Here is a 25,361-nt window from a genome sequence, read left to right as displayed (position 1 = left end):
ATACGGGTGATCACCGTCAGCGATCGACAAAGCGTGGATCCGGGGTTTGGTGGGCTCCTTACAAAGAGTGCCCCGTACACCTGCCCGAAGGTGACGCTGGTCACTGAGGTGAAGTCGTTTCCGCTACGCGAGGGTTCGAGTCCTGGACTGTGGAGACTCACCAAAGGCTCCGCCGAGCCCTCCGTGCGCGAGCGGTCCGGCCATGGCCTGCGACGGGCGGGCGTGGGACGGCGGTGAGGGGGCGCGGGGCGAAGAGGCGTTGGGTGGCCGCGGAGGAGGCGCAGGGGCGGCCGTGAAGCGACGCGGGGCGGTCACGGAGGAGGCACGGACCGGCGGACAGAGACGCGCGCCGACCGCGAGGAGGCACAGGCCGACCGCGAAGGCGCGCCCGCCGACGGCGAAGAGGCTCCGGCCGCCCGCAACGTCGCGCCCGGCGACCGCGAAGAGAGGCGAGGGCCGGCCGTTGCCTGGGTCGCGTGAGGCGGGAACGTGGCTCGGGTGTCCGGTCCTTGGGCGTGTCTGGCAGGTCCCCTGGACCAACCCCTACCCTTCCCCCATGGTTCCCCAGGCCCTGAACTTCGCGTCGCGTCGCTATGTCGACCTGCGACGCCAGGGCACCGCCACCTGTCGTCGCCCGTCCTGAGGCGGGACGGAGCGAATCCGGCTCGCCGGGACGAGACCACAGCGGACCACACCAGGCGCGCGTCGTAGCCGTTGCGACGTGGCGCATGTGACGGCGCTCGGCCGGACCAGCTCCCGAGGATGAACTCCATGGCCAGTACGGTGGCACCCCCTTTCCTGTCCCCTCCCTCCCCCGTCCTCGACCGGCGCCGGGCGAGCGCCAGCGTGATCCTTCGGTCCGTGCTGGAACACGGGCCGGTCGCGCGCAGCACCATCTCCCGGCTGACCGGGCTCTCCCCGGCGTCGGTGACCGACTACTGCGCCCGGTTCACCGAACGGGGCCTGATACGGGAGGCCGCCGCGCCCCGCCGCTCGGGCGGGGTCGGGCGGCCGCATCTCCCGGTCGACCTGGACCACTCCCGTTTCGTGGTCGGCGGGGTGCATGTGGCCGTGCCTTACACGACCGTGGCGCTGCTGGACCTGCGCGGGCGGGTCCTCACCGAGAAGCGGCTGCGGCACGACCGCACCGAGCCCGGCCTCGTTCTCGCGAACGCCGCCGACGCGATCACCGCTCTCCTCGCCGGTCTTCCCGGCCGTACCGCCCTCGGCATCGGTGTGGCGTCCGGCGGCTGGGTTGACCCGGACTCCGGCACGATCGTGGAGCATCCGCTGCTGGGCTGGCACGACGTGGCCGTCCGGGAGGTCGTCGGCGCGCGTGCCGGGCTGCCGGTCCATGTCGACGGCCACGCAAGGGCGCTGGTCAACGGGGAGCGGCTGTTCGGACGGGCCCGGGGCAGCCGGAGCGTGCTGCACCTCTTCGTCGGCAACGTGGTGGACGCCGCCTTCGCCACCCACGACCAGGTGCACTACGGGCCTCGCTCGCAGGCCGGCGCGATCGCCCATCTGCCCCTGACGGGTGGGTCGGAGCCGTGCGACTGCGGCCGGACGGGGTGCCTCCAGGCCGAACTGAGCGAACGGACGCTGTGCCGGCGGGCCCGGGAGCGCGGTGTCACGGACGGCTCGAATCCGATGCACGTCGTCTCCGCCGCGGCCGCGGGCGACCCTCTGGCGGTGGAACTGCTCATGGAGCGGTCCCGGATGGTCGGGCGGGCGGTGGGGCTGCTGCTCGACGTGCTCAACCCGGAGACGGTCGTCGTGACCGAGATCGGTGCCATACACCGGGAGGACTGCCTCGGCGCGCTGCGCGAGGCGGCCGGACCGGAGCGGGCGTCCGCGGTCGTCCCGACCAGTTTCCCCGATTCTGTGCTGGCCGTGGCGGGCGGGTCGGTCGTGCTCGACGTCCTGTACCGCGATCCGCTGGGCTCTCCGGGCTCCCCACCAGGGGCCAATTAATTCAGAAAGTCGGAATGTTGACAGGGGTCGTTCCCGGACAGGAGCATCATGTGCATGAGCAGCGCGCGGGTGCAGGTTCCGCTCACCAAGTGCCGTGTGGTCGACCTGATGCGGGTCGCACGCACACGTTGTTGCTGACCCCCTTCCGCTGACCCGCCGTCGCCGACGAGCCGTCACCGGCAAACCGTCACGGGTACGTCGCCACCGACACGCCATCACCGGCACGTCGCCATCGACACACCTTCACTGGTACGTCGTCACTGGTACCTCGTCATTGACGTGTCGTCACCGACGCCTGTTCATCGGCAGCTTGTCTCCGGTCTCTTGAGACGTTGATCCGCTGAAGCGCCGATCCGTCATGAGCGGGATCGGGCCGGCCGACGCGGGCTCACGGACCGTTCGGCCGGCCCGCCCCGGCCACCCCGCCCCCCGTCAAGCACGCCCCGGCGTGTGTCCCTTCGGCGCGCCCCGCCTCCCTTCCGGCTTCGCCCTGCCCGGAACCCCGCGCGCTCTCCCGCCACTTGGAATCCCCGGAGTCCTTCCATGCCACCACTGTCCGTACGGTCACCACGCTCCTCCTCGGCCCTGCCCGCCTCCGGTGTCGACCGGCGTGTGTTCCTGTCCTCCCTTCTCGGTGCCGCGGCCGCGGCCGGGCTGAGCGGCTGCGCCGGCGCCAGTGCGGCCGGCACCCGGTCGCGGGAGGACCTGTCGGCGCCCCTGTCCGGCAAGGTTCCGCAGGGCACCAAGCTCTCGATCGCCTCGTACCAAGGCGTCCAGGAACTCCAGTTCAAGCTGGCGGGGCTGGCCGCGCTGCCGTTCACCGTGTCCGACTGGGTGAACATCGGCGCCGGTCCCGATGTCATCAACGCCTTCCGCTCCAAGTCCCTGGACGTCGCCAACAACGCCGGCATCCCGCCGATCCAGGCGCATTTCCAGGGCTTCGACGCGAAGATCGTCGCGATCGACATCACCCGCAAGCCCAACTACCTGTTCGCCACCAAGCCCGGCAGCGACATCCGGGACGTGCGGGGTTTCAAGGGAAAGAAGCTGGCCTTCTCCCAGGGCCAGGCACAGGGCGTGGTCCTGCTGCGCGCCCTGAAGCAGGCAGGCCTCACCTACGACGACGTGAACCTCGTACCGCTGACCAGCAACCAGTTCCTCACCGCGCTCCAGGCGGGCCAGGTGGACGTCGCCCCGCTCGCCAACAGCCAGGCACCGGCCTACCTCAAGCAGTACGGGTCCAAGGGCGCCCACACCATCGCCACCGGAGTGGTGGACCTGCTCAACCTGCTCTGGGCGCCGTCCTCGGTACTGGCCGACCGTGCGAAGGCGGCCGCGGTCGCCGCGTACATCCCGCGCTGGGCCAAGGGCCAGGTGTGGGCGTACGAGCACCCCGACGCCTGGAACGAGGAGTTCTACGTCAAGACACAGAACCTGACCCTCGACCAGGCGAGGTCGATCACCTCTCTCGCCAACAAGCCACTGTTCCCGCCGAGTTGGGACGAGGCCGTCAAGTGGGAGCAGGAGACCGCCGATCTGCTGGCGGAGGGCGGCTTCGTGAAGGAGTTCAAGGTCGACTCGCTCTTCGACCGGCGCTTCGAGGCCATCGCCGCCAAGGCCGTTCCCGCGGAATACCGGAGGTGACCGTCATGACGACCAGGACCGAGCCGGCCCCTTCCCCTGCCCTTTCCCCCGCCTCGGCCGAGCCGTCCGCGGCGGGGACGGCCGACGCGAGCGGCACCGGCACGCGTCTGTTCCGCCGGACTCCCCGTGCCCGGCGCCGCGGTCTCGCGCCCGGAAAGCGGCTGCCCGCCTCCCGGCTCATCGGCCCGGCGCTGTTCCTCGCCCTGTGGGCGGTAGCGTCCGCCGCCGGACAGCTGGATCCCGGCGCGATCCCCGCGCCCTGGACGGTACTGAGGACCACCGGTCATCTGTGGACCGACGGCACCTTGCCGACCGATGTGCTGACCTCCCTGGAGCGCGCGGGATACGGGTTCGCGTTCGGCCTGGCCGCCGGTGTCGTCCTCGCCCTCGCGTCCGGGCTCAGCCGGGTCGGTGAGGCACTGATCGACGGGACCGTGCAGCTCAACCGGGCGATCCCGACCCTCGGCCTGATCCCGCTGTTCATCCTCTGGCTCGGCATCGGCGAGACCTTCAAGATCGCGATCATCGCCATCGTCGTCTACATCCCGATCTATCTGAACCTGCACTCCGCCCTGTCCGGCATCGACCACCGCTATGTCGAACTCGCCGAGGTCCAGGGGCTGTCGAGGCTCAGCTTCGTCCGCGAGATCGTGATCCCCGGCGCGCTGCCCGGCTTCTTCGTCGGACTGCGGCTCGGGGTGACCGGCTCCTGGCTCTCCCTGGTCGTCCTGGAGCAGATCAACGCCACCAGCGGCCTCGGCTACATGATGTTCCAGGCCCAGAACTACGGCCGGACCGACATCATCCTCGTCGGCCTGCTGATCTACGGCATCTTCGGGCTCGTCTCCGACAGCGCGGTTCGTCTCGTCGAACGGAAGGTGCTGTCGTGGCGACGCACACTCAGCAGCTGACCCTCTCCCACACGGTCCAACTACGCGGGCTCACCCGCTCGTTCGAGGGCCGCACGGTCCTCGACGGAATCGACCTCGACCTCCCGTCGGGCCAGTTCACCGCCCTGCTGGGACACAGCGGCTCCGGCAAGAGCACCCTGCTCCGCGCCATCGCCGGCCTCGACCACGGCGTCGCCGGGAGCGGACACCTCACGGCCCCGGAACGGGTGTCCGTCGTCTTCCAGGACTCCCGGCTGCTGCCGTGGCGCCGGGTCCTCGACAACGTCCTGCTGGGCGCGGACGGCCGGGAGGCCGCGGAGAAGGGCCGCTCCGCTCTCGCCGAGGTCGGACTCGCGGGGCGCGAACGGGCCTGGCCCAACGAACTGTCCGGCGGCGAGGCACAGCGCGCCGCGCTGGCCCGATCACTCGTACGGGAACCCGAACTGCTGCTTGCCGACGAGCCGTTCGGGGCGCTGGACGCGCTCACCCGGATCCGGATGCATGTGCTCCTGCGCGAACTGTGGGAACGCCACCGGCCGTCGGTGCTGCTCGTCACGCACGACGTGGACGAGGCGATCGTGCTGGCCGACCGGGTGCTCGTGCTCGACCACGGCCGCATCGGCCTCGACCTGTCCATCGACCGCCCGCACCCCCGCTCGTACCGCGATCCGCTGCTCGGCGAATACCGCGAACGCCTGCTGAACGCCCTCGGGGTGACCGAGGACGTGACGGGACCGGCCGCGGAACCGGAGCCGACAGCGGGCGGGGCCGTCCGGCACGACGTGTCCCCGCTCCAGGAGGAGAGGCACCCCTGACCGGCCCCGCGCCGGCTCCGTCCCGACGCCGCCGTACCGCCGTACGACCGCCGAACCCACCGCATCCACCGCGCCGATGCCACCGACCGCACCGACCGCACCGACCGCACCGACCGCACCGAGAGGACCCGTACCCCATGACAGACATCGAGATCCAGAAGGTCACCGCTCACATCGGTGCCCGTGTCCTGGGCGTCGACATCTCCAAGCCCCTGGACGACATCACCGCCGCCGCCCTGCGTACCGCTCTCAACGAGCACAAGGCGCTGGTCTTCGACGACGTGGACCTGGACGACGAGGGCCAGCAGGCCTTCGCCCGCCACTTCGGCGACCTCACCACCGCGCACCCCACCGTGCCCGCCGTGGACGGCGCCCGGAACGTGCTGCCCGTCGACAGCGAGCGGGGCCGCGCCAACCACTGGCACACCGACGTGACCTTCGTCCTCAACCCGCCGCAGGCCAGCACCCTGCGCAGCATCACCGTCCCGTCGTACGGCGGTGAGACGCTCATCGCCAACTCGGCTGCCGCCTACCGCGATCTGCCCGAACCGCTCCGCGCGTTCGCCGACACCCTGTGGGCCGAGCACACCAACGACTACGACTACGCGGTGCCGGACGAGAACATCGACGAGGAACAGGCCGCCCAGCGCGCCCAGTTCACCTCCATCAAGTTCCGCACCGCGCACCCGGTCGTCCGGGTCCACCCGCTGACCGGTGAACGCGGCCTGTTCATCGGCGGGTTCGCGCAGCGGATCATCGGACTGTCGGTGGGCGAGTCCCGCAAGATCCTCGATCTGTTCCAGGCGTACGTCACCCGGCCCGAGAACGTCCTGCGCTGGCGCTGGTCCCCGAACCAGCTGGTCCTGTTCGACAACCGGATCACCCAGCACTACGCGATCGACAACTACGACGGCCAGGCGCGCCGTCTGCACCGGGTGACGGTCGCCGGCGACGTACCGGTGGGCATCGAGGGCAAGGAGAGCCACTCGATCACGGGCGACGCCTCGCACTACACGTCGGTGGCCGTCTGACGCCTCTCGGGTGACCAGGACCGGGACGGCCCCCGCGAGGACGACCCTCGCGGGGGCCGTCCCGTCACGGTCCGCACGGCACGTTGAGCGAGACCAGGGCGGCCGCCCCGTCCTCCACCCGGAGTTCGGTGACCGCCCCGTTGCGAAGGCCGGGCAGGACGCGGCGGTACTCGCCCAGCGGGATGGACAGGGCGGCGCACAGCACCAGGTGCAGCAGGGTGTTGTGGGCGACGACCAGCACGCGTTCGCCCGGGTGGGCCTCGGCGACGCGGCGCAGGGCGCCTGTTCCCCGGGCCGCCGCCGTGCGCGGATCCTCCGCCTCGGGGAACGGGTAGGACACCGGATCGGCGCGGTACGCCTTGGCCCGGGCCGGGTTCTCCAGCTCGAACTCGGCGAGCGTGCGGCCCTCCAGCACTCCGAAGTCGCATTCGCGCAGGGCGGGTTCCCGGCGGGCCACCAGTCCGAGGGCGCGGCAGGCGGGTTCGGCGGTGGCGACGGCGCGGGACATGGTCGAGGTCCAGACCGCGTCGACGGGGTGCGCGGCGGCCCAGCGTCCGAGGGCCTCCGCCTGGGCGACGCCCTCCTCGGTGAGGTGGACGTCGCTCACTCCGGCGTAGCGCTTCTCCGTGTGCCGGACGGTCTGCCCGTGCCGGGCCAGGAGAAGGGTCGTACTGCGGCTCGTAGTACTCATGAGGCCGCAGTATCCAGGTCGGGCCGGGCCCGTGGGCGCCGCGCGAGAAGTCCCGGGACACGGTCGGCCGTTCCGCCCGTCGCCGGTCCCGCGAGCGCATACGCTCGCGGGACCGGCGTTCGGCACCCGGATGTTTCCGTCCTCGCCCACCGTCCGCCGCCGCCGGGACGGTTCTCGTACGGAGGTGTCGTCGTGGATGTGCGCTGTCCGAACTGCGGAGGACCGCTTCAGCCGTTCCGCAGGCTCACCAGGGACGAGCAGACGGAGGTGCGACGGATCAAGCGGGTGGACGATCCGGCCGCCTACCATCGCTGCACCCGTCCCGGCTGTCGCCGCTTCCAGCGCTGGAGCAACTGGCGCGACGGCGACAACTTCCCCGAGCCCGGGACATCGTGACCGGCGCCCGGTCTACAGGTTGCTGAAGTCCGGTCCCGCCGTACGCGTGCGCTTGATCTCGTAGAAGCCCGGCACCGAGGCGACCATGAGCGTGCCGTCCCAGAGCTTGGCGGCGTCCTCGCCCTTGGGGGTCGGGGTGACGACCGGGCCGAAGAAGGCGAGCTGACGGCCGTCGGAGCCGGGGACGGCGATGACCGGGGTGCCGACCTCCTCGCCGACCTTGTCGATGCCCTCCTTGTGCGAGGCGCGCAGCTCGGCGTCGAACTCGAAGTCCTCCTGGTCGGCGTAGTCGATCAGGTCGGCGGGCAGCCCCACCTCTTCGAGGGCGCCGGCTATCGCCTCCTTGGTCGGGCCCGCCCCGTCGTTGTGGAAGCGGGTGCCGAGCGCGGTGTACAGCGGGCCGAGGACGTCGTCGCCGTGCTTCTGCCAGGCGGCGGTGACCACCCGGACGGACTGCCACGCCGTGGTCGCGAGCATCTCGCGGTAGTGGTCGGACAGCTCGTCGAGCTTGGGCTCGTTCAGTACGGCGAGGCTCATGATGTGCCAGCGGACCTCGATGTCGCGGGCCTTCTCCACTTCCAGCACCCAGCGCGAGGTCATCCAGGCCCAGGGGCACAGCGGGTCGAACCAGAAGTCGACGGGGGTCTTGCCGGAACTGGTCTGAGCGGTCTGCTCGGGCATGGCTCTCCTCGGAACGCGGTCTTTCGTGGGGGAACACCGGCACTCGGCCGCACCATTCCCGTGTGTTCGTGCGATTCCGGCGGGTCCGAGGGATTCCCCTGTGTCTCCGCTGTCGCGGCGCCCGCCGTCAGGGGCACATGGCAGGATCGGTCCTGTTCGCACATGTCTATGACGCCATGAGGGAGTGCAGCCGTGCCCGGTGAGAATCTGTCCCGCGACGAGGCCCAGGAACGGGCGGCACTGCTGTCCGTCGACAGCTACGACGTCTTTCTCGACCTGCGCTCGGCCGTCGGGGAGACGGAGCCCGGCGGCCCTGCCGGTGAGCCCCGCACCTTCCGCTCGGTCACCACGCTCCGCTTCCGCTGCGCCGAGCCCGGCGCGGCGAGCTTCGCGGACCTGATCGCGCCGAGTGTGACGGCCGTCTCCCTCAACGGCAGGGATCTCGACCCGGGTGAGGTCTTCGACGGCTCCCGGATCCGCCTGGAGGACCTCGCCGCCGAGAACGAGCTGGTCCTGGACGCGCAGTGCGCCTACTCGCGCACCGGCGAGGGGATGCACCGCTTCGTCGACCCCGAGGACGGCGAGGTCTATCTGTACACGCAGTACGAGCCCGCCGACGCCCGGCGCGTCTTCGCGAACTTCGAGCAGCCGGACCTCAAGGCGCCGTTCCGTTTCGAGGCGCGGGCCCCCGAGGGCTGGACCGTGTGGAGCAACGGTGCCGGCGAACTCGTGGACGGCGTGTGGAAGTTCGCCGGGACGAAGCCGATCTCGACGTACATCACGGCGGTCGTGGCAGGCCCGTACCACTATGTGACGGACTCCTACTCCCGCACCTTCGACGACGGTACGAAGCTGGAGATCCCCCTCGGCGCGATGTGCCGCAAGGGCCTGGCCCCCCACTTCGACGCCGACGACGTGTTCCTGGTGACCAAGCAGGGGCTGGACTTCTTCCACGACCACTTCGACTACCCGTACCCGTTCGGGAAGTACGACCAGGCGTTCGTGCCCGAGTACAACCTCGGCGCGATGGAGAACCCGGGTCTCGTCACGTTCCGCGAGGAGTACATCTTCCGCGGCAAGGTGACGCAGACGTCGTACGAGGCGCGGGCGAACGTCATCCTGCACGAGATGGCCCACATGTGGTTCGGCGACCTCGTCACCATGGTCTGGTGGGACGACCTGTGGCTGAAGGAGTCGTTCGCCGACTTCATGGGCACGTTCGCGAACGTCGGCGCGACCCGCTTCACCGACGCCTGGATCACGTTCGCCAACCGCCGCAAGGCCTGGGCCTACCGTGCGGACCAGCTTCCGTCCACCCACCCGATCACGGCGGACATCCGTGACCTCCAGGACGCCAAGCTGAACTTCGACGGCATCACCTACGCCAAGGGCGCCTCCGTCCTGAAGCAGCTGGTGGCGTACGCCGGGCAGGACGCCTTCCTGGAGGGCGCCCGCCGTTACTTCAAGCGGAACGCGTACGGAAACACCCGCCTCGGCGATCTGCTGTCGGCGCTCGAGGAGACGAGCGGACGGGACATGACAGCCTGGTCCAGGTCCTGGCTCCAGACCGCGGGCGTCAACTCCCTCACCCCGCAGGTGATCCTGGACGCGGAGGGCCGCGTCGCCGAGCTCGCGGTGCTCCAGGAGGCCCCCGAGTCCCACCCCGAACTGCGCCCGCACCGCGCGGCCGTGGGCCTGTACCGGCGCGAGGGCGGCACCGGCCCGCTCGTCCGGTACGCGCGCGCCGAGGCGGACGTCGACGGGCCCCGCACGATCGTGGCCGAGCTGGCCGGTGCCGAGGCACCCGCACTCGTCCTCGTCAACGACGACGACCTCACGTACTGCAAGATCCGCTTCGACGAGGGCTCGCTGGCCACGCTGCGCGACGCGCTCGGCGAGATCACCGACCCGCTCGCCCGGGCGCTGTGCTGGTCCGCGCTGTGGAATCTCACGCGCGACGCGATCGTGCCCGCCCGGGACTTCATCGGCCTGGTGCTGCGCTTCGCGGGCCGCGAGTCCGACATCGGCGTCCTCCAGATGCTGCACGCCTGGGCGAACTCCGCGCTCGTCAACTACGCGGCGCCCGACTGGCGCGAAGAGGGCGGGGCGCTGCTCGCCGAAGGCGCGCTGAAGGAACTGCGGCTCGCCGAGCCGGGCGGTGAGCACCAGCTCGCCTGGGCCCGCTTCTTCGCCGTCGTCGCTTCGGGCGAGGCCGATCTCCAGCTGCTCCAGGGTCTGCTGGACGGGACGGCGAAGATCGACGGTCTCGAGGTCGACCAGGAGCTGCGCTGGGCGTTCCTGGAACCGCTGGCCGCGCGGGGCGCCGCCGACGAGTCCGTCCTCGCCGCCGAACTCGCGCGCGACGACACGGCCTCCGGCAAGCGGCACCAGGTACGCTGCCTGGCCTCCCGTCCCTCCGCGGCGGTCAAGGCCCAGGCCTGGGCTGCCGTAGTGGAGTCCGACGCGCTGTCCAACGCCCTCGTCGAGGCGACCATCTCCGGCTTCGGCCAGCCGTCCCGACGGGATCTGCTCGCGCCGTACACCGCCAAGTACTTCGCCGCGATCGACCGGGTCTGGGCGGAGCGTTCCATCCAGATCGGCATGGACGTGGTCAGGGGGCTCTTCCCCTCGCTCCAGGACTCCCCGGAGACGCTGGCGGCGACGGACGCCTGGCTCACGGCCCACGAGGACGCGCCGCCCGCGCTGCGTCGGCTGGTGCTGGAGTCGCGCGACGATCTGGCGCGGGCGCTGCGGGGGCAGGCCCGCGACATCGCCGCCGCGGGCTGATCAGCCGGCCCTACGGAACCCTGGACGGAGAGGGCACCGGCGCCACGGGCGTCCGGTGCCCTCTGCGGTGCACCGGTCCGACGGCATCCCCGGCGCACCGGTCCGCAGGGCGAACCGGCGGACCTGGCCGCGAGTCCGGTCGGTGGATCCGTCGGTGACTGGGCCGGTGGGCCCACCGGTGAACTGATCCGATGCGCGAGGCGAAGGTCCCGGTCGGTGAGCCCGATCCGGTGGACGCGCCGGTGAACTGGAGCTGGTGGACCCGCCGGTGACCCGGTCCGGTGCGCGCGTGGATCATTTGGTCCGATGAGCGCACCGATCGATTGATCCGACGGATGCGTTCATCGACTGATCCGACGCTGCGCTGGTCGATTCATCCGATGCGCGCACTGGTTACGAAATGCACGTATTCAGAGCCGTAACCCGTATTAATCACCGCCCGGACCAGCGGCTTTCCGCGGTCGAACGTGCGTGCTTCCGGGCGGGGTTGTCCCGATTCGCCGACGGACGGGTAACAGCGGTTAGAAGGAGGCTCCCCGGCGGGAACCCCCGGACCATGAACCACAGCGCCCCGCTCTCCCCCCGCACCCTCCGCCACTCGTCCCCCGTACGGCACCGGTTCCTGACCACCGCCCAGTTGCGCGGCCACGGCGTGACCACCGCGGACGCCAACGAGCGGTGCCGGCCCGGCGGGCCCTGGCAGCGGATCCTTCCCGGCGTGTTCCTTCTGCGTCCCGGCCCGCCGACCCCCGAGGAGCGGCTGCACGCGGCGCTGCTCTACACGGCCCGTCCCTCCTCGGCCCGCACCGCGCCCCGCGTCCCCGCCCAGCCGGGGTCCGAGGAGCCCCGCGACCCCCGCCCCTGCGCGGACGCGCTGATCACCGGGCTTGCGGCGCTGGCCCTGCACGGCCTCTCCTGCGCCCCGCCGCTGCTCTCTCTCGACACGATCGACGTACTGATCCCCCGGCTGCGCCGGCTGCGCTCGACCGGCTGCGTCCGCATCGTGCGCACGACCGTGCTGCCGGCGCCCGTGTTCGTGGCCGGGGTCCCGGTCGCCGCCGTCCCCCGCGCGCTGGCCGACGCGGTCGCGGAGCTGACCGACCCGGAGGCCGTACGCGGGCTGCTGACGGAGGCGGTGCGCCGCGGCTACTGCGAACCGCGCTCGGTCGTGGAGGAGCTGACGGCGGCCCGGCTGCTCGACCGGCCGCACGTGGTGGACGCCGTGGACTCGCTGGTGGCGGAGGGCAGGACGATCGCGGAGAACCGTCTGTACCGGATGGTCTTCGAGCACGGGCTGCCCGATCCGGTCTGGAACGTCGACCTGCGGCTGCCCGGCGGCCCGCGTCTCGGGGGCGCGGACGCGTACTGGCCCGAGCAGGCGGTGGCGGTCGAGCTGGACACCCGGGCCCCGCTCCAGGGCGCGGACGCCCAGGGCACCGAGCGGGCCCGCAGGCGCGAGCACCTGGAGCGGCTGGGCATCACCGTCGTCCACATCACGCCGCGGAAACTCAGGGACTCGATGGAGCAGCAGGCCACGGTCGTGCGGACCGCGCTCATGGCGGCGACCGACCGCGACCCGGCCGCGTATGTCGTGGTACTGCCCCGGTCGTGACGGACAACACCGCCGGACCGCGGGAGGGTGCCCACGAGCCTGTTCTCGTGGGCGCCCGCCCCACAGTAGATCGCGGCACTGACAACACCGCCGGACCGCGGGAGGGTGCCCACGAGCCTGTTCTCGTGGGCACCCTCCCGCGGTCCGGCGGTGTTGTCAGTGCCGCGATCTACTGTGGGGCGGGCGGGAGTTCCACGGCCGGACCCGACCGGACCTAGCCGGGCCCGCCCGCCACGACGAGCCCGACAAGTGAGAGGAGAGTGTGATGACGACCCTGCCCGACCGTCCGAACACAGCGCTGCTGGTGATCGACATGCAGCACGGAGCGGTGGACGGCAGCCACGGTCTGGCGGGTGTGATCGCGAACATCGTGGCGCTCGTCGCCAGGGCCCGTGCCGAGGCGGTGCCGGTGATCTGGGTGCAGCACTCGGACGACCGGATGAAGTACGGCAGCGAGTCCTGGCAGTACGTGCCGGAGCTGGTCCGCCAGGACGCGGAGCCCGTCGTCCACAAGAAGTACGCGGACTCCTTCGAGGCCACCGATCTGGAGGACGTGCTCGCCGAGCGTGCCGTCGGCCATGTCCTGGTCACCGGCGCCCAGACGGACATGTGCGTCCGCTCCACCCTCCACGGCGCCTTCGTCCGCGGGTACGACGTCACGCTGGTCGGCGACGCCCACACCACGGAGGACCTCACCGCGTACGGCGCCCCCACCCCGGCCGAGGTCGTCGCCCACACCAACCTGTACTGGAAGTGGCAGAGCGCGCCCGGCTGGCGCGGGGACACCGTCGAGACCGCGAAGGTGAGCTTCGCCGCGAGAGCCGCCGGCCAGGCCTCCTAGCTGCGGCTAGGCGCTGCCGGGCGCGGGCCGCAGAACTCCGCCTCGACCACCGCCTCGGCGTTGCCCGTCCAGTCGCCGTTGAAGTTGAAGGCGAGGGAATGGCGGCCGTCCGCGGTGGTGACGGCCACGGAGGACGAGCCGTGGATGCCGCCGTCATGGCCCCAGACCCGGATGCCGCAGCTCAGCTTCTGCTCCAGCAGGCCGAGGCCGTAGCGCACGTCCGGGACGCCGTCGATGCCGACCGTCGACCTCATCTCCCCGAGCTGCTCACGCGGCAGGAGCCTGCCCCGCAGGAGTGCGGTGTAGAAGCGGTTCAGGTCGGCGCTGTCGGAGATCATCTCTCCCGCCGAGGAGGCCATGGAGGGGTTCAGGGCGGTGACGTCGTAGGTCGGTCCCGTCGTCGTCTCGGCCAGCTTGGAGTACGCCCTGCTGTGCGGCCCGGGGACCTTCATCCCGGTACCGGGCAGCGAAGTGGCGTGCAGATGGAGGGGCTTGATGATCCGTTCGCGGATCTGCGAGGCGTAGGAGTGGCCGGTGACCTTCTCGATCACCATGCCGGCCACGACGTAGTTCGTGTTCGAGTAGTTCCAGGACGTGCCCGGTGCGAAGTCCGGCCGGTGGGACATGGCGACGGCGACGATCTGCCGGGGAGTCACCGTGTCGTAGCGGTGCCGGAGGAATCCTTCCTTGAGGAAGTGGGTGCCGATGAAGTCCTCGTCGGCCGTGTAGTTGAAGATCCCGCTGGTGTGGTTGAGGAGCTGACGGACGGTGATCCTGGTGCCGTCGTTGCCGTTGCCCCGCACCAGCCCGGGCAGCCAGGTGTCCACGGTGTCGTCCAGTGACAGCCGTCCCTCCGCCTCCAGCTGGAGCAGGACGGTGGAGATGAACGTCTTCGTGATGCTGCCCACGCGGTAGCGGTCGGCGGTCGAGCGCGGTGCGCCGGTCCGCAGGTCTCCCACGCCCGTCGTCGCCGACCAGGTGCCGTGCCGGTCCTCGGCCGTCGCCGTCACCCCCGGCACACCGTCGTGCACGGCTGCCTTCATGGCCTGCCGTGCCGGTGTGTGGCCGCCTCGCGCGGGCGCCGCCGCGGCGGGTCCCGCCAGCGTCACCGCGACCGCCACCGCGGTCGCCCCCACCAGTGCCGTACGTACCCTCATGTCGTCCCCGTCTCGCTGCCGGACTCGGTCGAGGGGACGGACACGAGGGCACGTCCGCGGGTTGCCCGGACGGCGCGGGTTGATCCTCTTTCAGCCCTTCTTGAGGATCAGCTCGGTGTTGCGGTCGCGTGAGGTGCCCGACAGGTCGGTGCGGGCGCCGGGGGCGTTGAAGGAGAGCTCGCGGTACAGGGCCGCGAGGCCTGTCTGGGTGAGGTCGGAGAAGTCCGTGGCGTGCGGGGCCGAGGACTCGATGAGGGTCGTGAACAGCGACAGCGTGCCGTCCTTGTTGTCCACCAGTTCGATGACGCGGGCGAGCTGGGGGAAGTCCACGTGGGAAGCGGTGCAGATCTCCCAGAAGGAGCGGTTGCCGGAGGCGGAGTGCGGGATGATCTCGTTCTTGTGGGTGTGGCCGTTCACCCAGGCCAGCGTGTTGGCGTAGCTGGCGAGAAGGGCCACGACCTCGTCCCCGCCGTGCCGCTTCTCGGCCGGGTGCGCGGGGTCGGCGTGGGTGTTGCGCATCGTCTTGCTGGTGTGGTGGCTGAAGACGACGACGTACGAGTCCTTGTTCTCGCGCAGTGTCGTCTCCAGCCAGCGCAGCTGCGCCGTGCCGATGGAGCCCTCGTAGTGGCCGCCGGGGTCGGTGGTGTCGAGGCTGACGCCGATGACGTCCTCCGCGATACGGAACGTGTAGTACTGGGTGCCCGCCGAGAGGTTCGCGGAGGAGTAGCCGTGGCCGATCGGGCCCGGCCCGCTGTGCGCCGGGTCGAGGTGGGCCTTGATGTACTCGGCGGGGGTGAACGGGGCGCGGTTCTCGTCGGGCGTGACCGAGCGCATCTGGCGGGTGTGCGCCTTGAGCAGGTCGTGGAACGCGGCACCCTTCGGGCTGCTGCCGTCCTTGATGGTCTTGGCGAGCGCGGTGCACTCCGCGGAACCCAGGGACATCAGCTTCTTGCCGCCGACGGCGAACTCGGTGAGGTAGGAGTCGCCGCGCGATCCGTAGCAGCCGAGCGGGAGCGCGTCGTGGTTGCCGACGGTCGAGTACCAGGGCAGGCTCAGGCCCGGGCTGCGCAGTTCGCGGATCGCCGCCTCCAGGAAGCCCTGGAGGCGCGGGAAGCCGAGCTGCTTGTCGGCGTCGCGCAGGGCGGCGTCGGGCTGCCAGTAGGTCTTCAGGCCGCTGGCCTGGACGCCCTCGTAGTGCCGCGGGTCACCGCTGTTCGGGGTGATGCGCCCGCCGCTCATGACCTTCAGGAACCAGTCCAGTTCCGTCTTGGAGTTGTTGTCGGTGTTGTCGCCGGTGGTCATGACGAAGTGCAGCGGAGTACCGGTGACGGGGGCTCCGCGCAGGGCGTTGACCCGCTCGATCAGCGAGACCGCGCCCGCGACGGTCAGCGTCTCCTGCGGGCGCCAGGCGCTCTTGTTCTGGGTACGCAGATACTCCAGGCGCAGCGGGTGCTGGGCGTCGATCAGGTGCAGGTCGGTGAGCTGCACGAACGCGGCGAGAGCGGTGCGCCGGTCGGCCCGGCCCGTCTTGGCGGCGGCCAGTTCGTCGCGCACGACCCGCTTCCAGCCGGTGCCGTCACCGAGCCTGCGGTACCCGGTGGAGCCGGAGCGCGGGGCGGCCACGCTGCTGAGGGTCGTGCCGCGGGTGTACGGGGCGAGGGCGGCCGGTGCGTTCCGGCCGGCCGCGGCCGTCCCGCTCCGGGCGTGGGCGACGGAGTCGGCGACGGGCGCCTGGGCGGCCGTCGTCGCGTGCGCCGTGGACTGCGGGCGCAGGGCCAGGCCGAGCCCCGCGGTGAGGGACACCGCTCCGGTGGCGGCCAGCAGGGTGCGGCGGTTGAGGGCGGGTACGGTGGCGACAGAGCGTATGCGCGGCATGGCGCGGTCTCCCCGAGTGCGAACGCGTCGGCAGTGGCCGCGGGGCGTTCGACTCGCGAACTCCCCGCTCGTACTGGATCGTTGGCAGCGGGAATGACCTGCGCGTTAACTGGACGGCAACGGGCGACACCGATCACCGTACGTCGATCTCGGTGGCCCTGGGCGTCCATGGAGTCCTGTCCGAACGGCCGGTGGCCGGTCACTCCGTGTTCATCTTGCGGGGTAGGGGAGGTGGATCCGGGGCGATGCCCGTCCGTTCACGGATTCGCCGACGAGTACGCGGGCGCGGACCAGCGCAGCGGGCTGGCGGCGGGTGTCTCGACGGCCTCGGCGAGGGTGAAGCGGACGGTGCGTTCGCCGTCGGGGGTGAACTCGGTGCGGGCCGTGCCGGTCAGCTGGAGCACCGATCCCGTGGTCCAGTCCAGGAAGAGCAGCCCGGCGCGCGGGTCGGCCGTGAGGTTGCCGAGGCTCAGGAACATCGCGTTGCCGGGGTAGTCGAGCCAGCTCAGTTCGCCGGGCGAATCGACGTGCACGAAGCCGGGGTTGCCGCCTCGGTGGCTCGCGTCGGCGCCGTGCGGGTGGACGGTGGCGATGAAGAAGGTGTCGGCGGCCTCGACGAACTCCCGCTGGGAGGGCGTGAGTTCCGTGCCGTGCCGTTGGGCGCCCGCCGTGCGGCCGGCCACCGTCTCGTAGGTCTGCCTCTTCTGGAGGTACTTGGGGCAGTTGGCGAAGACCTGGTCGGCCTCGACCGCGAAGCCGCGCGGGGTCGGCCTGATCCGGCCGTTGAGGCGCATACGGCGGCGGGTGCGCGGGTCGAGGGCGATGGTGCCGACGGCGGTGCCCGGGGTGGCGAGGGCCGCTGTGAGCGGATCACCGGCCGGGAGTCCGCCCACGACGGAGATCTGACGGACCCCGGTGGCTCGCACGAATCCCGGCTTCCCGGTGAGCAACGAGGCCCAGACCCGGCCACCCCCGGGACCCACGCCCCGGTCCGGCCTGCTGCCACCCCCCGAGCCCGCGAGACGGCTCGATTCCGTGCCGCCCTCCGGGGCCGCCGCGGCGGCGATCAGCATGGACTGGAGTTCGAGGAAGGCCGCGGCCACCGGGCGGATGCCCTGGCCGACGGCCCGGCCCACATGATCGGCGAGGTCCCGGACGCCGACGCGGTCCTGGATCGCCCGTGAGCCCGAGTGATACGTCATGACTGCTCCCGGTACTAGAAGAAACCGCAGGTCGGCGCGGACGCGTTCGGTGCCGGCGCCTCCTCGGCGCCGCTCGCCGCGAAGATCTCCAGGCGGGTGCCGTCCGGGTCGTGGAAGAAGATGCCGCCCGAGGCCGAGCCCTCGCGGTGGGCGACCACGCCCTCGTGGGCGAACGTCACGCCGTAGGCCCGCAGGGCCCTCTCGTACTCCCTGACCCGTTCGACGGAGTCGGCTTCGAAGGCGAGGTGGTGCAGGCCCGCCAGGCCGCCGTCGTACGCCCCACGCGCCTGCTGCCAGAGCGTGAGCACCGGACGGCCGTCCCCGGACAGGGACCCGAGGAACGCGTACCGCCGTTCCCCGTCGTCGCCCTCCTTGCCCTCGCCGAGCACCCCGAATCCCAGGATGTCTCGGTAGAAGGCGAGCGAGCGGTCGAGGTCCGTGACGTTCAGGCCGACGTGGCCGGTACGCAGCGTCATGACGATCCCTGTCTGCCGTTGGCCGCCCCACCGAGAGGCTAACCCTTGTAATCAACATTAAGGGTTAGTTCCGAGAGCGTCAACCAGTGACCTACTCTTGAGCGGTTAGCAGCGAAGGGAGACCCCATGTCCACCGGCCCCGACCCCCGGCCCCTCACCGGCGAGCCGGTCTCGCTCGACCTGCTCAACACCCGCTGGGTCCACGAGGGCGCGGTGCGGGACCTGCTGACCGACACCGAGGGCCTCGCGGTGTGGCTGGCGGGCAACGGGCTCGCCTTCCCGGCCGACGACAGCGTCCTGCGGCACACGCTCGAAGCCCGCGACGCCCTGCGCGCGGCCGTCGACGCACCCCACGGACAGCCCGGCGGACAAGACCCCCGGTTCCCGGCACAGGCAGCCGCCCGCGTCGACGCCGTCCTCGCCCACGGACGCGTCCGGCTGACACTGACCGACCAGGGACCGGGCGGGACACCGGAGTTCGACGACCCCTCCTGGGGGCCGGCCTGGCTCGCCGCGCGCGACTACCTGGAACTGCTCCGGGCCGCCCCGGACCGCATCCGGCGCTGCGCCCACGAGGCGTGCGTCCTGCACTTCTTCGACACCTCACGGAACGGCACCCGCCGCTGGTGCTCGATGGCGGCCTGCGGTAACCGCGCGAAGGCGTCCCGCCACTACGCGCGCACAAAAGAGAGCTGAATCGACAAAGAGAGACAGCGGGCCGTCCGGAATATCCCCTCATAGCGCGCGATCATCGGCATGACGCATGGCGGAAGTACGCCATGGCTCTATCCCGCCTCGGTCAACTCTCCCCAAACAACTGCCCCCTGGGTAAAGCTGAGCGGTCATCCGGGTTCACATACCGGACTGATGCGACCGGTCCACAAACGTCCGTCGGAACCGGCCGTTCCACGCTCGTTCCTTTACCTACAAGGGATGCAGATGACCTCCGACCCTCAGCGCGCACCCATATCGGGCGCGAGACGCGTGGCCCGTCTGGCACTGGCAGCGGGCCTGGTGGCCGCGCTCTCCGCGGCCGGGCCGATACCCATGGCCTTCTCCGCGGACACGGGCGCGCCCACGGCCGACCCGGGCACCAAGTCCGCCGCCGCCAAACTCGGTTCGACCGACGCCGACCTCCTCGCCGAGGCCAAGGCCAAGGGCGACAAGAACGTCACGATGATGATCGCGACGGCTCCCGGCCAGACCGAGCAGGTCGCCAAGGAGCTGAACGCCGTCAAGGGCGGCTCGGTGGGCCGCAGTTACGACAAGCTCGGCTACGTCCGCGCCACCGTCCCGACGAGCAGGGCGGACTCGGCCATCGCCGCCGCCGCGAAGCTTCCCTCGGTGCACGGGATCGACCTGCGCCAGGAGATCGCGCTGGACGACCCGACCCCGAGCGCCGACACGGCCAAGCACGGCAACAACGCCTCCACGGCCGCCACTTACTCCGGTCCCGGCAAGAACACCCCCGCCGAGAACCCGTACAGCCCGTCCTTCGAGACGGGTGCGGTCGACTTCGTCAAGGACCACCCGAAGGCGGACGGCCGGGGCGTCACCATCGGCATCCTGGACTCCGGTGTCGACCTGGGCCACCCCGCGCTCCAGAAGACCACCACCGGCGAGCGCAAGATCGTCGACTGGGTCACCTCGACCGACCCGATCCTCGACAGCGACGCGACCTGGCGCCCGATGATCACCCCGGTGGCCGGGCCCGCCTTCACCTACGGCGGCAAGACGTGGACGGCGCCCGCGGGTTCGTACGAGATCAGCACGTTCCGGGAGTCGGCGACGGCGGGCGGCGACGCCAAGGGCGACGCGAACCGCGACGGTGACACCACCGACGCGTGGGGCGTGCTCTACGACCCGGCGGCTGGCACGGTCACCGTCGACCTGAACAACAACAACGACTTCACCGACGACACGCCGATGAAGCCGTACAAGGACGGCTACCAGATCGGCTACTTCGGCACCGACAACCCGGCGACGGACGTCGTCGAGCGGCAGCCGTTCGTCGTCGAGATCCGCAAGGACGTGCCGATGGACCCGTACGGCGGGTCCTGGATCGGCAAGAAGGCCGACTTCGTCAACATCGGTGTCATCGAGGCCGAGCACGGCACCCACGTCGCCGGCATCACCGCCGCGAACGGCCTGTTCGGCGGCAAGATGAACGGTGCCGCACCCGGAGCGAAGATCGTCTCCTCGCGCGCCTGCACCTGGACCGGCGGCTGCACCAACGTGGCGCTCACCGAGGGCATGATCGACCTCGTGGCCAACCGCGGTGTGGACATCGTCAACATGTCCATCGGCGGTCTGCCCGCGCTCAACGACGGCAACAACGCGCGCGCCGAGCTCTACACGCGTCTCATCGACACCTACGGCGTCCAGCTGGTGATCTCCGCGGGCAACTCCGGACCCGGCGCGAACACCATCGGTGACCCGGGCCTGGCCGACAAGGTCATCTCGGTCGGCGCGACCATCTCCAAGGAGACCTGGGCCTCCAACTACGGCTCGCAGGTGGAGAAGAAGTACGCGATGCTGCCCTTCTCCTCGCGCGGCCCGCGTGAGGACGGCGGCTTCACGCCGACACTGAGCGCGCCCGGCGCCTCCATCAACTCCACCCAGACCTGGATGCCGGGCTCCCCGGTCGCCGAGGCGGGCTACCCCCTGCCGGCCGGCTACTCGATGCTCCAGGGCACCTCGATGGCCTCCCCGCAGGCCGCGGGCGCCTCGGCGCTGCTGCTGAGCGCGGCGAAGCAGAAGGGCATCAGCCTCACCCCGGCCGGTCTGCGCACCGCGCTGACGTCGACCGCCGACCACATCAAGGGCGTTCAGGCGTACGAGGAGGGTGCGGGCCTCATCAACATCGGTGACGCCTGGGACGCCATCAAGGACGGCGCCACCGCCCAGGACTACACCGTCAAGGCTCCGGTCGACACCGCGATCGACTACGCGCTGAAGACGCCGGGCTTCGGCACCGGCCTGTACGACCGTGAGGGCGGCCTCAAGGCCGGCCAGCGCAAGACGTACGACATCACCGTCACGCGTACGTCGGGCGCGGACAAGCCGGTCCGGCACGAGCTGTCCTTCGAGAACAACGCCGGCGGCACCTTCCGGATCCTCGGCAAGGACGAGGTCAGTCTGCCGCTGAACCAGCCGGTGACCGTCAAGGTCCAGGCCGCACCGAAGACGGCAGGCCTCAAGAGCGCGATCCTCGAGGTCGACGACCCGCGGACCGAAGGGGTCGACAAGCAGATCCTGTCGACCGTCGTGGTCTCGACTCCCCTCAAGTACACCTATGCCGCGTCGAGTTCGGTGCAGCGCAACAGCACCACCTCGTACTTCGTCACGGTTCCCGAGGGCGCCAAGTCCCTGGAGGTCGCGATCGGCGGGCTCAAGGACAAGAGCCAGACCCGGTTCATCGCGATCCACCCGTACGGCGTCCCGGTCGACAACACCAGCACCCCGTACTGCTACAACAACTACCTCGACGGCAACGGCTGCAAGCCCGACGTGCGTTCGTACGCGGACCCGCAGTCCGGCGTCTGGGAGATCGAGGTCGAGGCGCGCCGCACCTCGCCGCTGCTCGACAACCCGTACAAGCTGGATGTCGCCGTGCTCGGCGCGGCCTTCGACCCGGCCGTCGTGACCGTCCCCGAGGCCAAGGTCGGCACCCCGGCCACCGCCTCCTGGAAGGTGACGAACAACTTCGCCGCGCTCGACGGCAAGCTGAAGGGCGGCCCGCTCGGTTCCTCCAAGAACGCGCGGCCGACCATCACCGAGGGCGCGACCCAGACCACCACGGTCGAGGTGCCCGCGGGCGCGGCCTCGCTCGACGTGGCGATCGGGAACGTGTCGGACAACGCCGCCGACCTCGACCTGACGGTGTACAACGCCGCCGGGACCGTCGTCGGGCAGTCCGCGGACGGTGACTCGGAGGAGGCCGTCTCCATCGCCTCCCCCGCCGCCGGGACGTACACCATCGAGGTGGCGGGCTACTCGGTCCCGTCCGGCTCGACGGCGTACGACTACCAGGACGTGTTCTTCTCCAGCGCCCTCGGCACGGTCACGGTCGACGACTCCACCCCGGTGAAGCTCGCCACCGGCGCGTCGGCCACGGTGTCCGGCTCGGTCACCGCCGCCGCGGCGGCACCCGAGGGACGCGAGTTCTTCGGTCAGGTCCAGCTGGTGAACGCGCGCGGCACGGTCGCGGGCATCGGCAGCGTGAAGATCGAGAAGGTCACTCCGTAGCGGTGTGACCCCCTGCCGCGCGAGCGGCACGGGACACGGGGCGGGCGTCCGGCAACGGACGCCCGCCCTTTTTCACGTCACGCCCGGCGGGCGCCCTTTCGCTACAAGCCCGCCCGGTCAAGCCCGCCCGGCCGACACCCCTGGCGTCACGCCCGGCCGGCGCCCCTTCGCGTCACGCCCTCCCGGTCGGCGCCCTTTTCACGTCACGCCCGCCCGCCCGGCGCCCCTTCGCGGGCGGCCAGGCCCGTGCCGGGTGTCACTGGGCGCACCGGGTGTCCCGGGACTCGGGGAGCGCCTTGACGATCCAGGACCGGTCGCGGGCGATCTGCTCCTCCCCGACGCTCCAGATGTCGGGGGTCGACGCGTGCCGCTGGATGCCGACCAGGACCTCGTCGCCCCGGCGCAGCCGCGGGTCGACGTCCCTGCTCATCAGGAAGGTGACCTTCTTCCCGCCCGTGGCCGGCTTGTAGTAGTGGTAGACGTCGAGGGTGATCCGGTCCTGCGCGGTGCCGGGGACCGCGGCCACCGCGGTGACCGTGCCCTCCACGAGGAGCCGGGAGCAGGCGATGTAACCGGGCGCGCTGAGCGAGCTCTCGCTGCCGCTGCCGCTGTCCGCCTTGGCGTCGCTCGACGACTCCTTCGCCGCGCCGGTCCCGTCGTGCGCGACCATCCAGCCAAGACCGACGACCATCGAGGCCACGGCGGCCGCCGCGAGGGCGCCGACCCCGGCGGCGAGGGCGCCCCGGTGCCGGGAGCGTTTCTTCGGCGAGCCCTCGGGCCGCCCGTCCCCGGACCTCCTTGACGCACGGGACCGCTTGGCCCCCTTGGGCTTCTGGGACTTCTGGGACTTCTGGGACTTCTGGGACGCACGGGCGGACTCGGCCGGCCTCCCGGAGTCCGCCAGCGCGTTCCCGATGACGACCAGCTGCTCCCGGAGCACGTCCACGTCCGCGACGGCCGACCGGTGCTCGGCCATGAACACGACGTCGTCGCGGGCGCCCTCGGGCAGTTCGGCGTCCGTGATCGCGGCCAGCAGCGCGTCCACACCTTCGTACTCGGCCACGTCACACCACCTCGTCCTCGTGCAGGCGGGCCCGCATAGCGCGGACCGCCGTGTGCAGCCTGCTCTTGACCGTGCCCTCGGGTACGCCGAGTTCTTCGGCGATGTCCCGCACCGGCAGGTCGGCGTAGAACCGCAGGACGAGGACCTGGCGCTGGGCGTCGGGCAGCTCGTCCAGGCCCTGGGCGACGGCCAGCGAGAGCACGCTGGACTCCTCGTCGGAGGGCCGCTCCAGCGGGCGCAGCGAGGCGAGCCGCTCGCCCAGCCGCTCCTGGCGGGCGCGGGCCCGATGCCAGTCCATCGCCAGGTTCGAGGCGACGACCGCGACCCAGGCGGACACGTCGCGCGGCGCCTCGTCCCCCTTGGCGGCCCGCTCCAGCAACCGCAGCCGGACCTGCTGTACCCCGTCCGGCAGGTCCGCCTGCGGTACGCCGCCGAGCGCGAGCACGGCCCGCACCCGGCGCTCCTGCGTCATATCAAGGGGGTCGTCCGCCCCCGGTGCCCGACGTGGCTTTCTGCGCAGCACAGCCATCCCTCCCCTCCCCGCGTCCCCTCTACGACGCCGGTGCGGCCCAAAACGTTCGGCCGGGTCCGAGTCGTACGTCACACCCGGCCCTGTGCCGTGACCGCGCCCACACCGTACGGCTTGCGGTCGCCCCGCGTCGCCGGGCGATTTCTTCGTACCCGGGCGCCCGGCCGCCGCAGGATCGGGCACCTCGGCGCGTGTCCCGGCGTCCCACGCTTCGGGCGGCGCGGCGAAAGGATTGGACACGCGGACCCGGGTCAGACGCATGATGGAAGCGCTGGAAGCGCTGGACCACGTAAAACGCACGCTAAGGGAGTCTGCCGTGAGGGTCGGAATCGTCGGAGCCACCGGTATGGTCGGCACAGCCATGCGCAAGATCCTCGTCGAGCGGGAGTTCCCGGTCGAGGAACTGCGTCTGTTCGCCTCGGCCCGTTCGGCCGGGACGGTCGTCGACGGGGTCACGGTGGAGGACGCTTCCACGGCGGACTACTCGGGCCTGGACATCGTGCTGTTCTCGGCGGGCGGTGCCACCTCCAAGGCGCTGGCCGAGAAGGTCGCCTCGCAGGGCGCGGTCGTGATCGACAACTCCTCCGCCTGGCGCAAGGACCCCGAGGTACCCCTCGTCGTGTCCGAGGTGAACCCGCACGCCATCGCGGACCGCCCCAAGGGCATCATCGCCAACCCGAACTGCACGACGATGGCCGCGATGCCGGTCCTGAAGCCGCTGCACGAGGAGGCGGGCCTGGAAGCGCTGATCGTCGCCACCTACCAGGCGGTGTCCGGCTCCGGCGTCGCCGGTGTGGCGGAGCTGCACGGCCAAGCCCTGAAGGTCGTCGGCGAAGCCGACAGGCTGACCCACGACGGCGAGGCGGTCGACTTCCCCGAGCCGCAGGTCTACAAGCGCCCCATCGCCTTCAACGTGCTCCCCCTCGCGGGTTCCGTCGTCGAGGACGGTCTGAACGAGACCGACGAGGAGCAGAAGCTGCGCAACGAGTCCCGCAGGATCCTGGAGATCCCCGCCCTCAAGGTCTCCGGCACCTGTGTCCGTGTCCCGGTCTTCTCCGGCCACTCCCTCCAGGTGAACGCCCGCTTCGCCCGCCCGCTCTCCGCCGAGCGCGCCACCGAGCTGCTCGCGGGCGCCCCGGGTGTCGTCCTCTCCGACATCCCGACGCCCCTCCAGGCCGCCGGCAAGGACGCCTCGTACGTCGGGCGCATCCGGCCGGACGAGACCGTCGAGCACGGGCTCGCGCTGTTCGTCTCCAGTGACAACCTCCGCAAGGGCGCCGCGCTGAACGCGGTCCAGATCGCGGAGCTGGTGGCGGCCGAGCTCAAGGGCTGACACCCGCGCCACCACACGCCCGAGGGGGGGGGGGGGCCGCCGGGGGGCCCCCCCCCCCGGGGGGGGGGGGGCGCGGGGCGCGGGCCCCCCGGGGCGCCCGCCCCCGCCCCCACGGC

General features: G+C 71.2%; 20 protein-coding genes. 12 read left to right on the top strand and 8 right to left on the bottom strand.

Annotation, left to right across the window (positions count from 1 at the left end):
- Positions 1 to 771 precede the first annotated feature (771 nt).
- The 5 genes from ABZV42_RS36580 to ABZV42_RS36560 all read left to right on the top strand — a co-directional run bounded on the left by ABZV42_RS36580 (position 772) and on the right by ABZV42_RS36560 (position 6,354).
- The gene (locus tag ABZV42_RS36580; RefSeq protein WP_355976674.1) at positions 772 to 1,974 is read left to right on the top strand and encodes an ROK family transcriptional regulator; all 1,203 of its coding nucleotides are present in this window, start codon (positions 772 to 774) and stop codon (positions 1,972 to 1,974) included.
- Between the two features lie 543 nt (positions 1,975 to 2,517).
- Positions 2,518 to 3,618, top strand: a complete 1,101-nt coding sequence (locus ABZV42_RS36575) for an ABC transporter substrate-binding protein (RefSeq protein ID WP_355976677.1) — start codon at positions 2,518 to 2,520, stop codon at positions 3,616 to 3,618.
- Between the two features lie 5 nt (positions 3,619 to 3,623).
- Positions 3,624 to 4,529 carry an ABC transporter permease gene (locus ABZV42_RS36570; RefSeq protein WP_355976679.1) on the top strand — a complete coding sequence of 302 codons (906 nt, stop codon included), beginning with the start codon at positions 3,624 to 3,626 and terminating at the stop codon, positions 4,527 to 4,529.
- On the top strand, positions 4,505 to 5,323 hold the full coding sequence (locus tag ABZV42_RS36565; RefSeq protein ID WP_355976682.1) for an ABC transporter ATP-binding protein: 819 nt from the start codon (positions 4,505 to 4,507) through the stop codon (positions 5,321 to 5,323). Before ABZV42_RS36570 ends, ABZV42_RS36565 begins: the two co-directional genes overlap by 25 nt.
- A 137-nt stretch (positions 5,324 to 5,460) precedes the next feature.
- Positions 5,461 to 6,354, top strand: a complete 894-nt coding sequence (locus ABZV42_RS36560; protein ID WP_355976685.1) for a TauD/TfdA family dioxygenase — start codon at positions 5,461 to 5,463, stop codon at positions 6,352 to 6,354.
- 64 nt (positions 6,355 to 6,418) lie between these two features.
- On the opposite strand, the gene ABZV42_RS36555 is transcribed toward ABZV42_RS36560, so the two are convergent.
- Positions 6,419 to 7,045, bottom strand: coding sequence for a histidine phosphatase family protein (locus ABZV42_RS36555; protein WP_356055812.1), 627 nt, complete (start codon positions 7,043 to 7,045; stop codon positions 6,419 to 6,421).
- A 192-nt stretch (positions 7,046 to 7,237) separates the two neighbouring features.
- Between ABZV42_RS36555 and ABZV42_RS36550 the strand changes: the two genes are divergently transcribed.
- A complete protein-coding gene (locus ABZV42_RS36550) occupies positions 7,238 to 7,441 on the top strand; it encodes a hypothetical protein (RefSeq protein WP_355976688.1) in 204 nt (67 codons plus the stop codon).
- Between the two features lie 12 nt (positions 7,442 to 7,453).
- On the opposite strand, the gene ABZV42_RS36545 is transcribed toward ABZV42_RS36550, so the two are convergent.
- The gene (locus ABZV42_RS36545; protein ID WP_356055810.1) at positions 7,454 to 8,122 is read right to left on the bottom strand and encodes a DsbA family protein; all 669 of its coding nucleotides are present in this window, start codon (positions 8,120 to 8,122) and stop codon (positions 7,454 to 7,456) included.
- 192 nt (positions 8,123 to 8,314) lie between these two features.
- On the opposite strand from ABZV42_RS36545, the gene pepN reads away from it, so the two are divergent.
- From pepN to ABZV42_RS36530, 3 genes are all read left to right on the top strand, one after another.
- Entirely contained in the window at positions 8,315 to 10,909 is a 2,595-nt protein-coding gene (gene pepN, locus ABZV42_RS36540; protein WP_356055808.1) for an aminopeptidase N, read from the top strand.
- Between the two features lie 556 nt (positions 10,910 to 11,465).
- Positions 11,466 to 12,521 carry a hypothetical protein gene (locus ABZV42_RS36535; RefSeq protein ID WP_356055806.1) on the top strand — a complete coding sequence of 352 codons (1,056 nt, stop codon included), beginning with the start codon at positions 11,466 to 11,468 and terminating at the stop codon, positions 12,519 to 12,521.
- Between the two features lie 265 nt (positions 12,522 to 12,786).
- Positions 12,787 to 13,362, top strand: a complete 576-nt coding sequence (locus ABZV42_RS36530; RefSeq protein WP_356055804.1) for a cysteine hydrolase family protein — start codon at positions 12,787 to 12,789, stop codon at positions 13,360 to 13,362.
- Here ABZV42_RS36530 and ABZV42_RS36525 read toward each other — a convergent pair.
- From ABZV42_RS36525 to ABZV42_RS36510, 4 genes are all read right to left on the bottom strand, one after another.
- Positions 13,359 to 14,519, bottom strand: coding sequence for a serine hydrolase domain-containing protein (locus ABZV42_RS36525; protein ID WP_356055802.1), 1,161 nt, complete (start codon positions 14,517 to 14,519; stop codon positions 13,359 to 13,361). The genes ABZV42_RS36530 and ABZV42_RS36525 overlap by 4 nt on opposite strands.
- A 90-nt stretch (positions 14,520 to 14,609) precedes the next feature.
- The gene (locus ABZV42_RS36520; RefSeq protein ID WP_356055800.1) at positions 14,610 to 16,394 is read right to left on the bottom strand and encodes a TIGR03767 family metallophosphoesterase; all 1,785 of its coding nucleotides are present in this window, start codon (positions 16,392 to 16,394) and stop codon (positions 14,610 to 14,612) included.
- A 257-nt stretch (positions 16,395 to 16,651) separates the two neighbouring features.
- Positions 16,652 to 17,596 carry a pyridoxamine 5'-phosphate oxidase family protein gene (locus tag ABZV42_RS36515; RefSeq protein ID WP_356055798.1) on the bottom strand — a complete coding sequence of 315 codons (945 nt, stop codon included), beginning with the start codon at positions 17,594 to 17,596 and terminating at the stop codon, positions 16,652 to 16,654.
- Between the two features lie 14 nt (positions 17,597 to 17,610).
- The gene (locus ABZV42_RS36510; RefSeq protein ID WP_356055796.1) at positions 17,611 to 18,072 is read right to left on the bottom strand and encodes a VOC family protein; all 462 of its coding nucleotides are present in this window, start codon (positions 18,070 to 18,072) and stop codon (positions 17,611 to 17,613) included.
- 126 nt (positions 18,073 to 18,198) lie between these two features.
- Here ABZV42_RS36510 and ABZV42_RS36505 point away from each other — a divergent pair, with 126 nt between their 5' ends.
- Both ABZV42_RS36505 and ABZV42_RS36500 read left to right on the top strand, forming a co-directional pair.
- Positions 18,199 to 18,768, top strand: coding sequence for a CGNR zinc finger domain-containing protein (locus ABZV42_RS36505; protein WP_355976714.1), 570 nt, complete (start codon positions 18,199 to 18,201; stop codon positions 18,766 to 18,768).
- Positions 18,769 to 19,011: 243 nt separating this feature from the next.
- Positions 19,012 to 22,320, top strand: coding sequence for a S8 family serine peptidase (locus ABZV42_RS36500; protein WP_356055794.1), 3,309 nt, complete (start codon positions 19,012 to 19,014; stop codon positions 22,318 to 22,320).
- A 256-nt stretch (positions 22,321 to 22,576) separates the two neighbouring features.
- Here ABZV42_RS36500 and ABZV42_RS36495 read toward each other — a convergent pair whose 3' ends face one another.
- Together ABZV42_RS36495 and ABZV42_RS36490 are read right to left on the bottom strand one after the other, a co-directional pair.
- Entirely contained in the window at positions 22,577 to 23,383 is an 807-nt protein-coding gene (locus tag ABZV42_RS36495) for a hypothetical protein (RefSeq protein WP_356055792.1), read from the bottom strand.
- A gap of 1 nt (position 23,384) precedes the next feature.
- A complete protein-coding gene (locus tag ABZV42_RS36490; RefSeq protein ID WP_355976723.1) occupies positions 23,385 to 23,912 on the bottom strand; it encodes a sigma-70 family RNA polymerase sigma factor in 528 nt (175 codons plus the stop codon).
- Between the two features lie 316 nt (positions 23,913 to 24,228).
- Here ABZV42_RS36490 and ABZV42_RS36485 point away from each other — a divergent pair, with 316 nt between their 5' ends.
- Positions 24,229 to 25,245, top strand: a complete 1,017-nt coding sequence (locus ABZV42_RS36485; RefSeq protein WP_355976726.1) for an aspartate-semialdehyde dehydrogenase — start codon at positions 24,229 to 24,231, stop codon at positions 25,243 to 25,245.
- Positions 25,246 to 25,361 lie beyond the last annotated feature (116 nt).

The organism is Streptomyces sp. NPDC005281 (genome assembly GCF_040607495.1).
In the GTDB taxonomy this organism is placed as follows: Bacteria; Actinomycetota; Actinomycetes; order Streptomycetales; family Streptomycetaceae; genus Streptomyces.
Note: the sequence above shows the minus strand (reverse complement) of the source record. Positions and strands in the feature narration are given on the sequence as shown.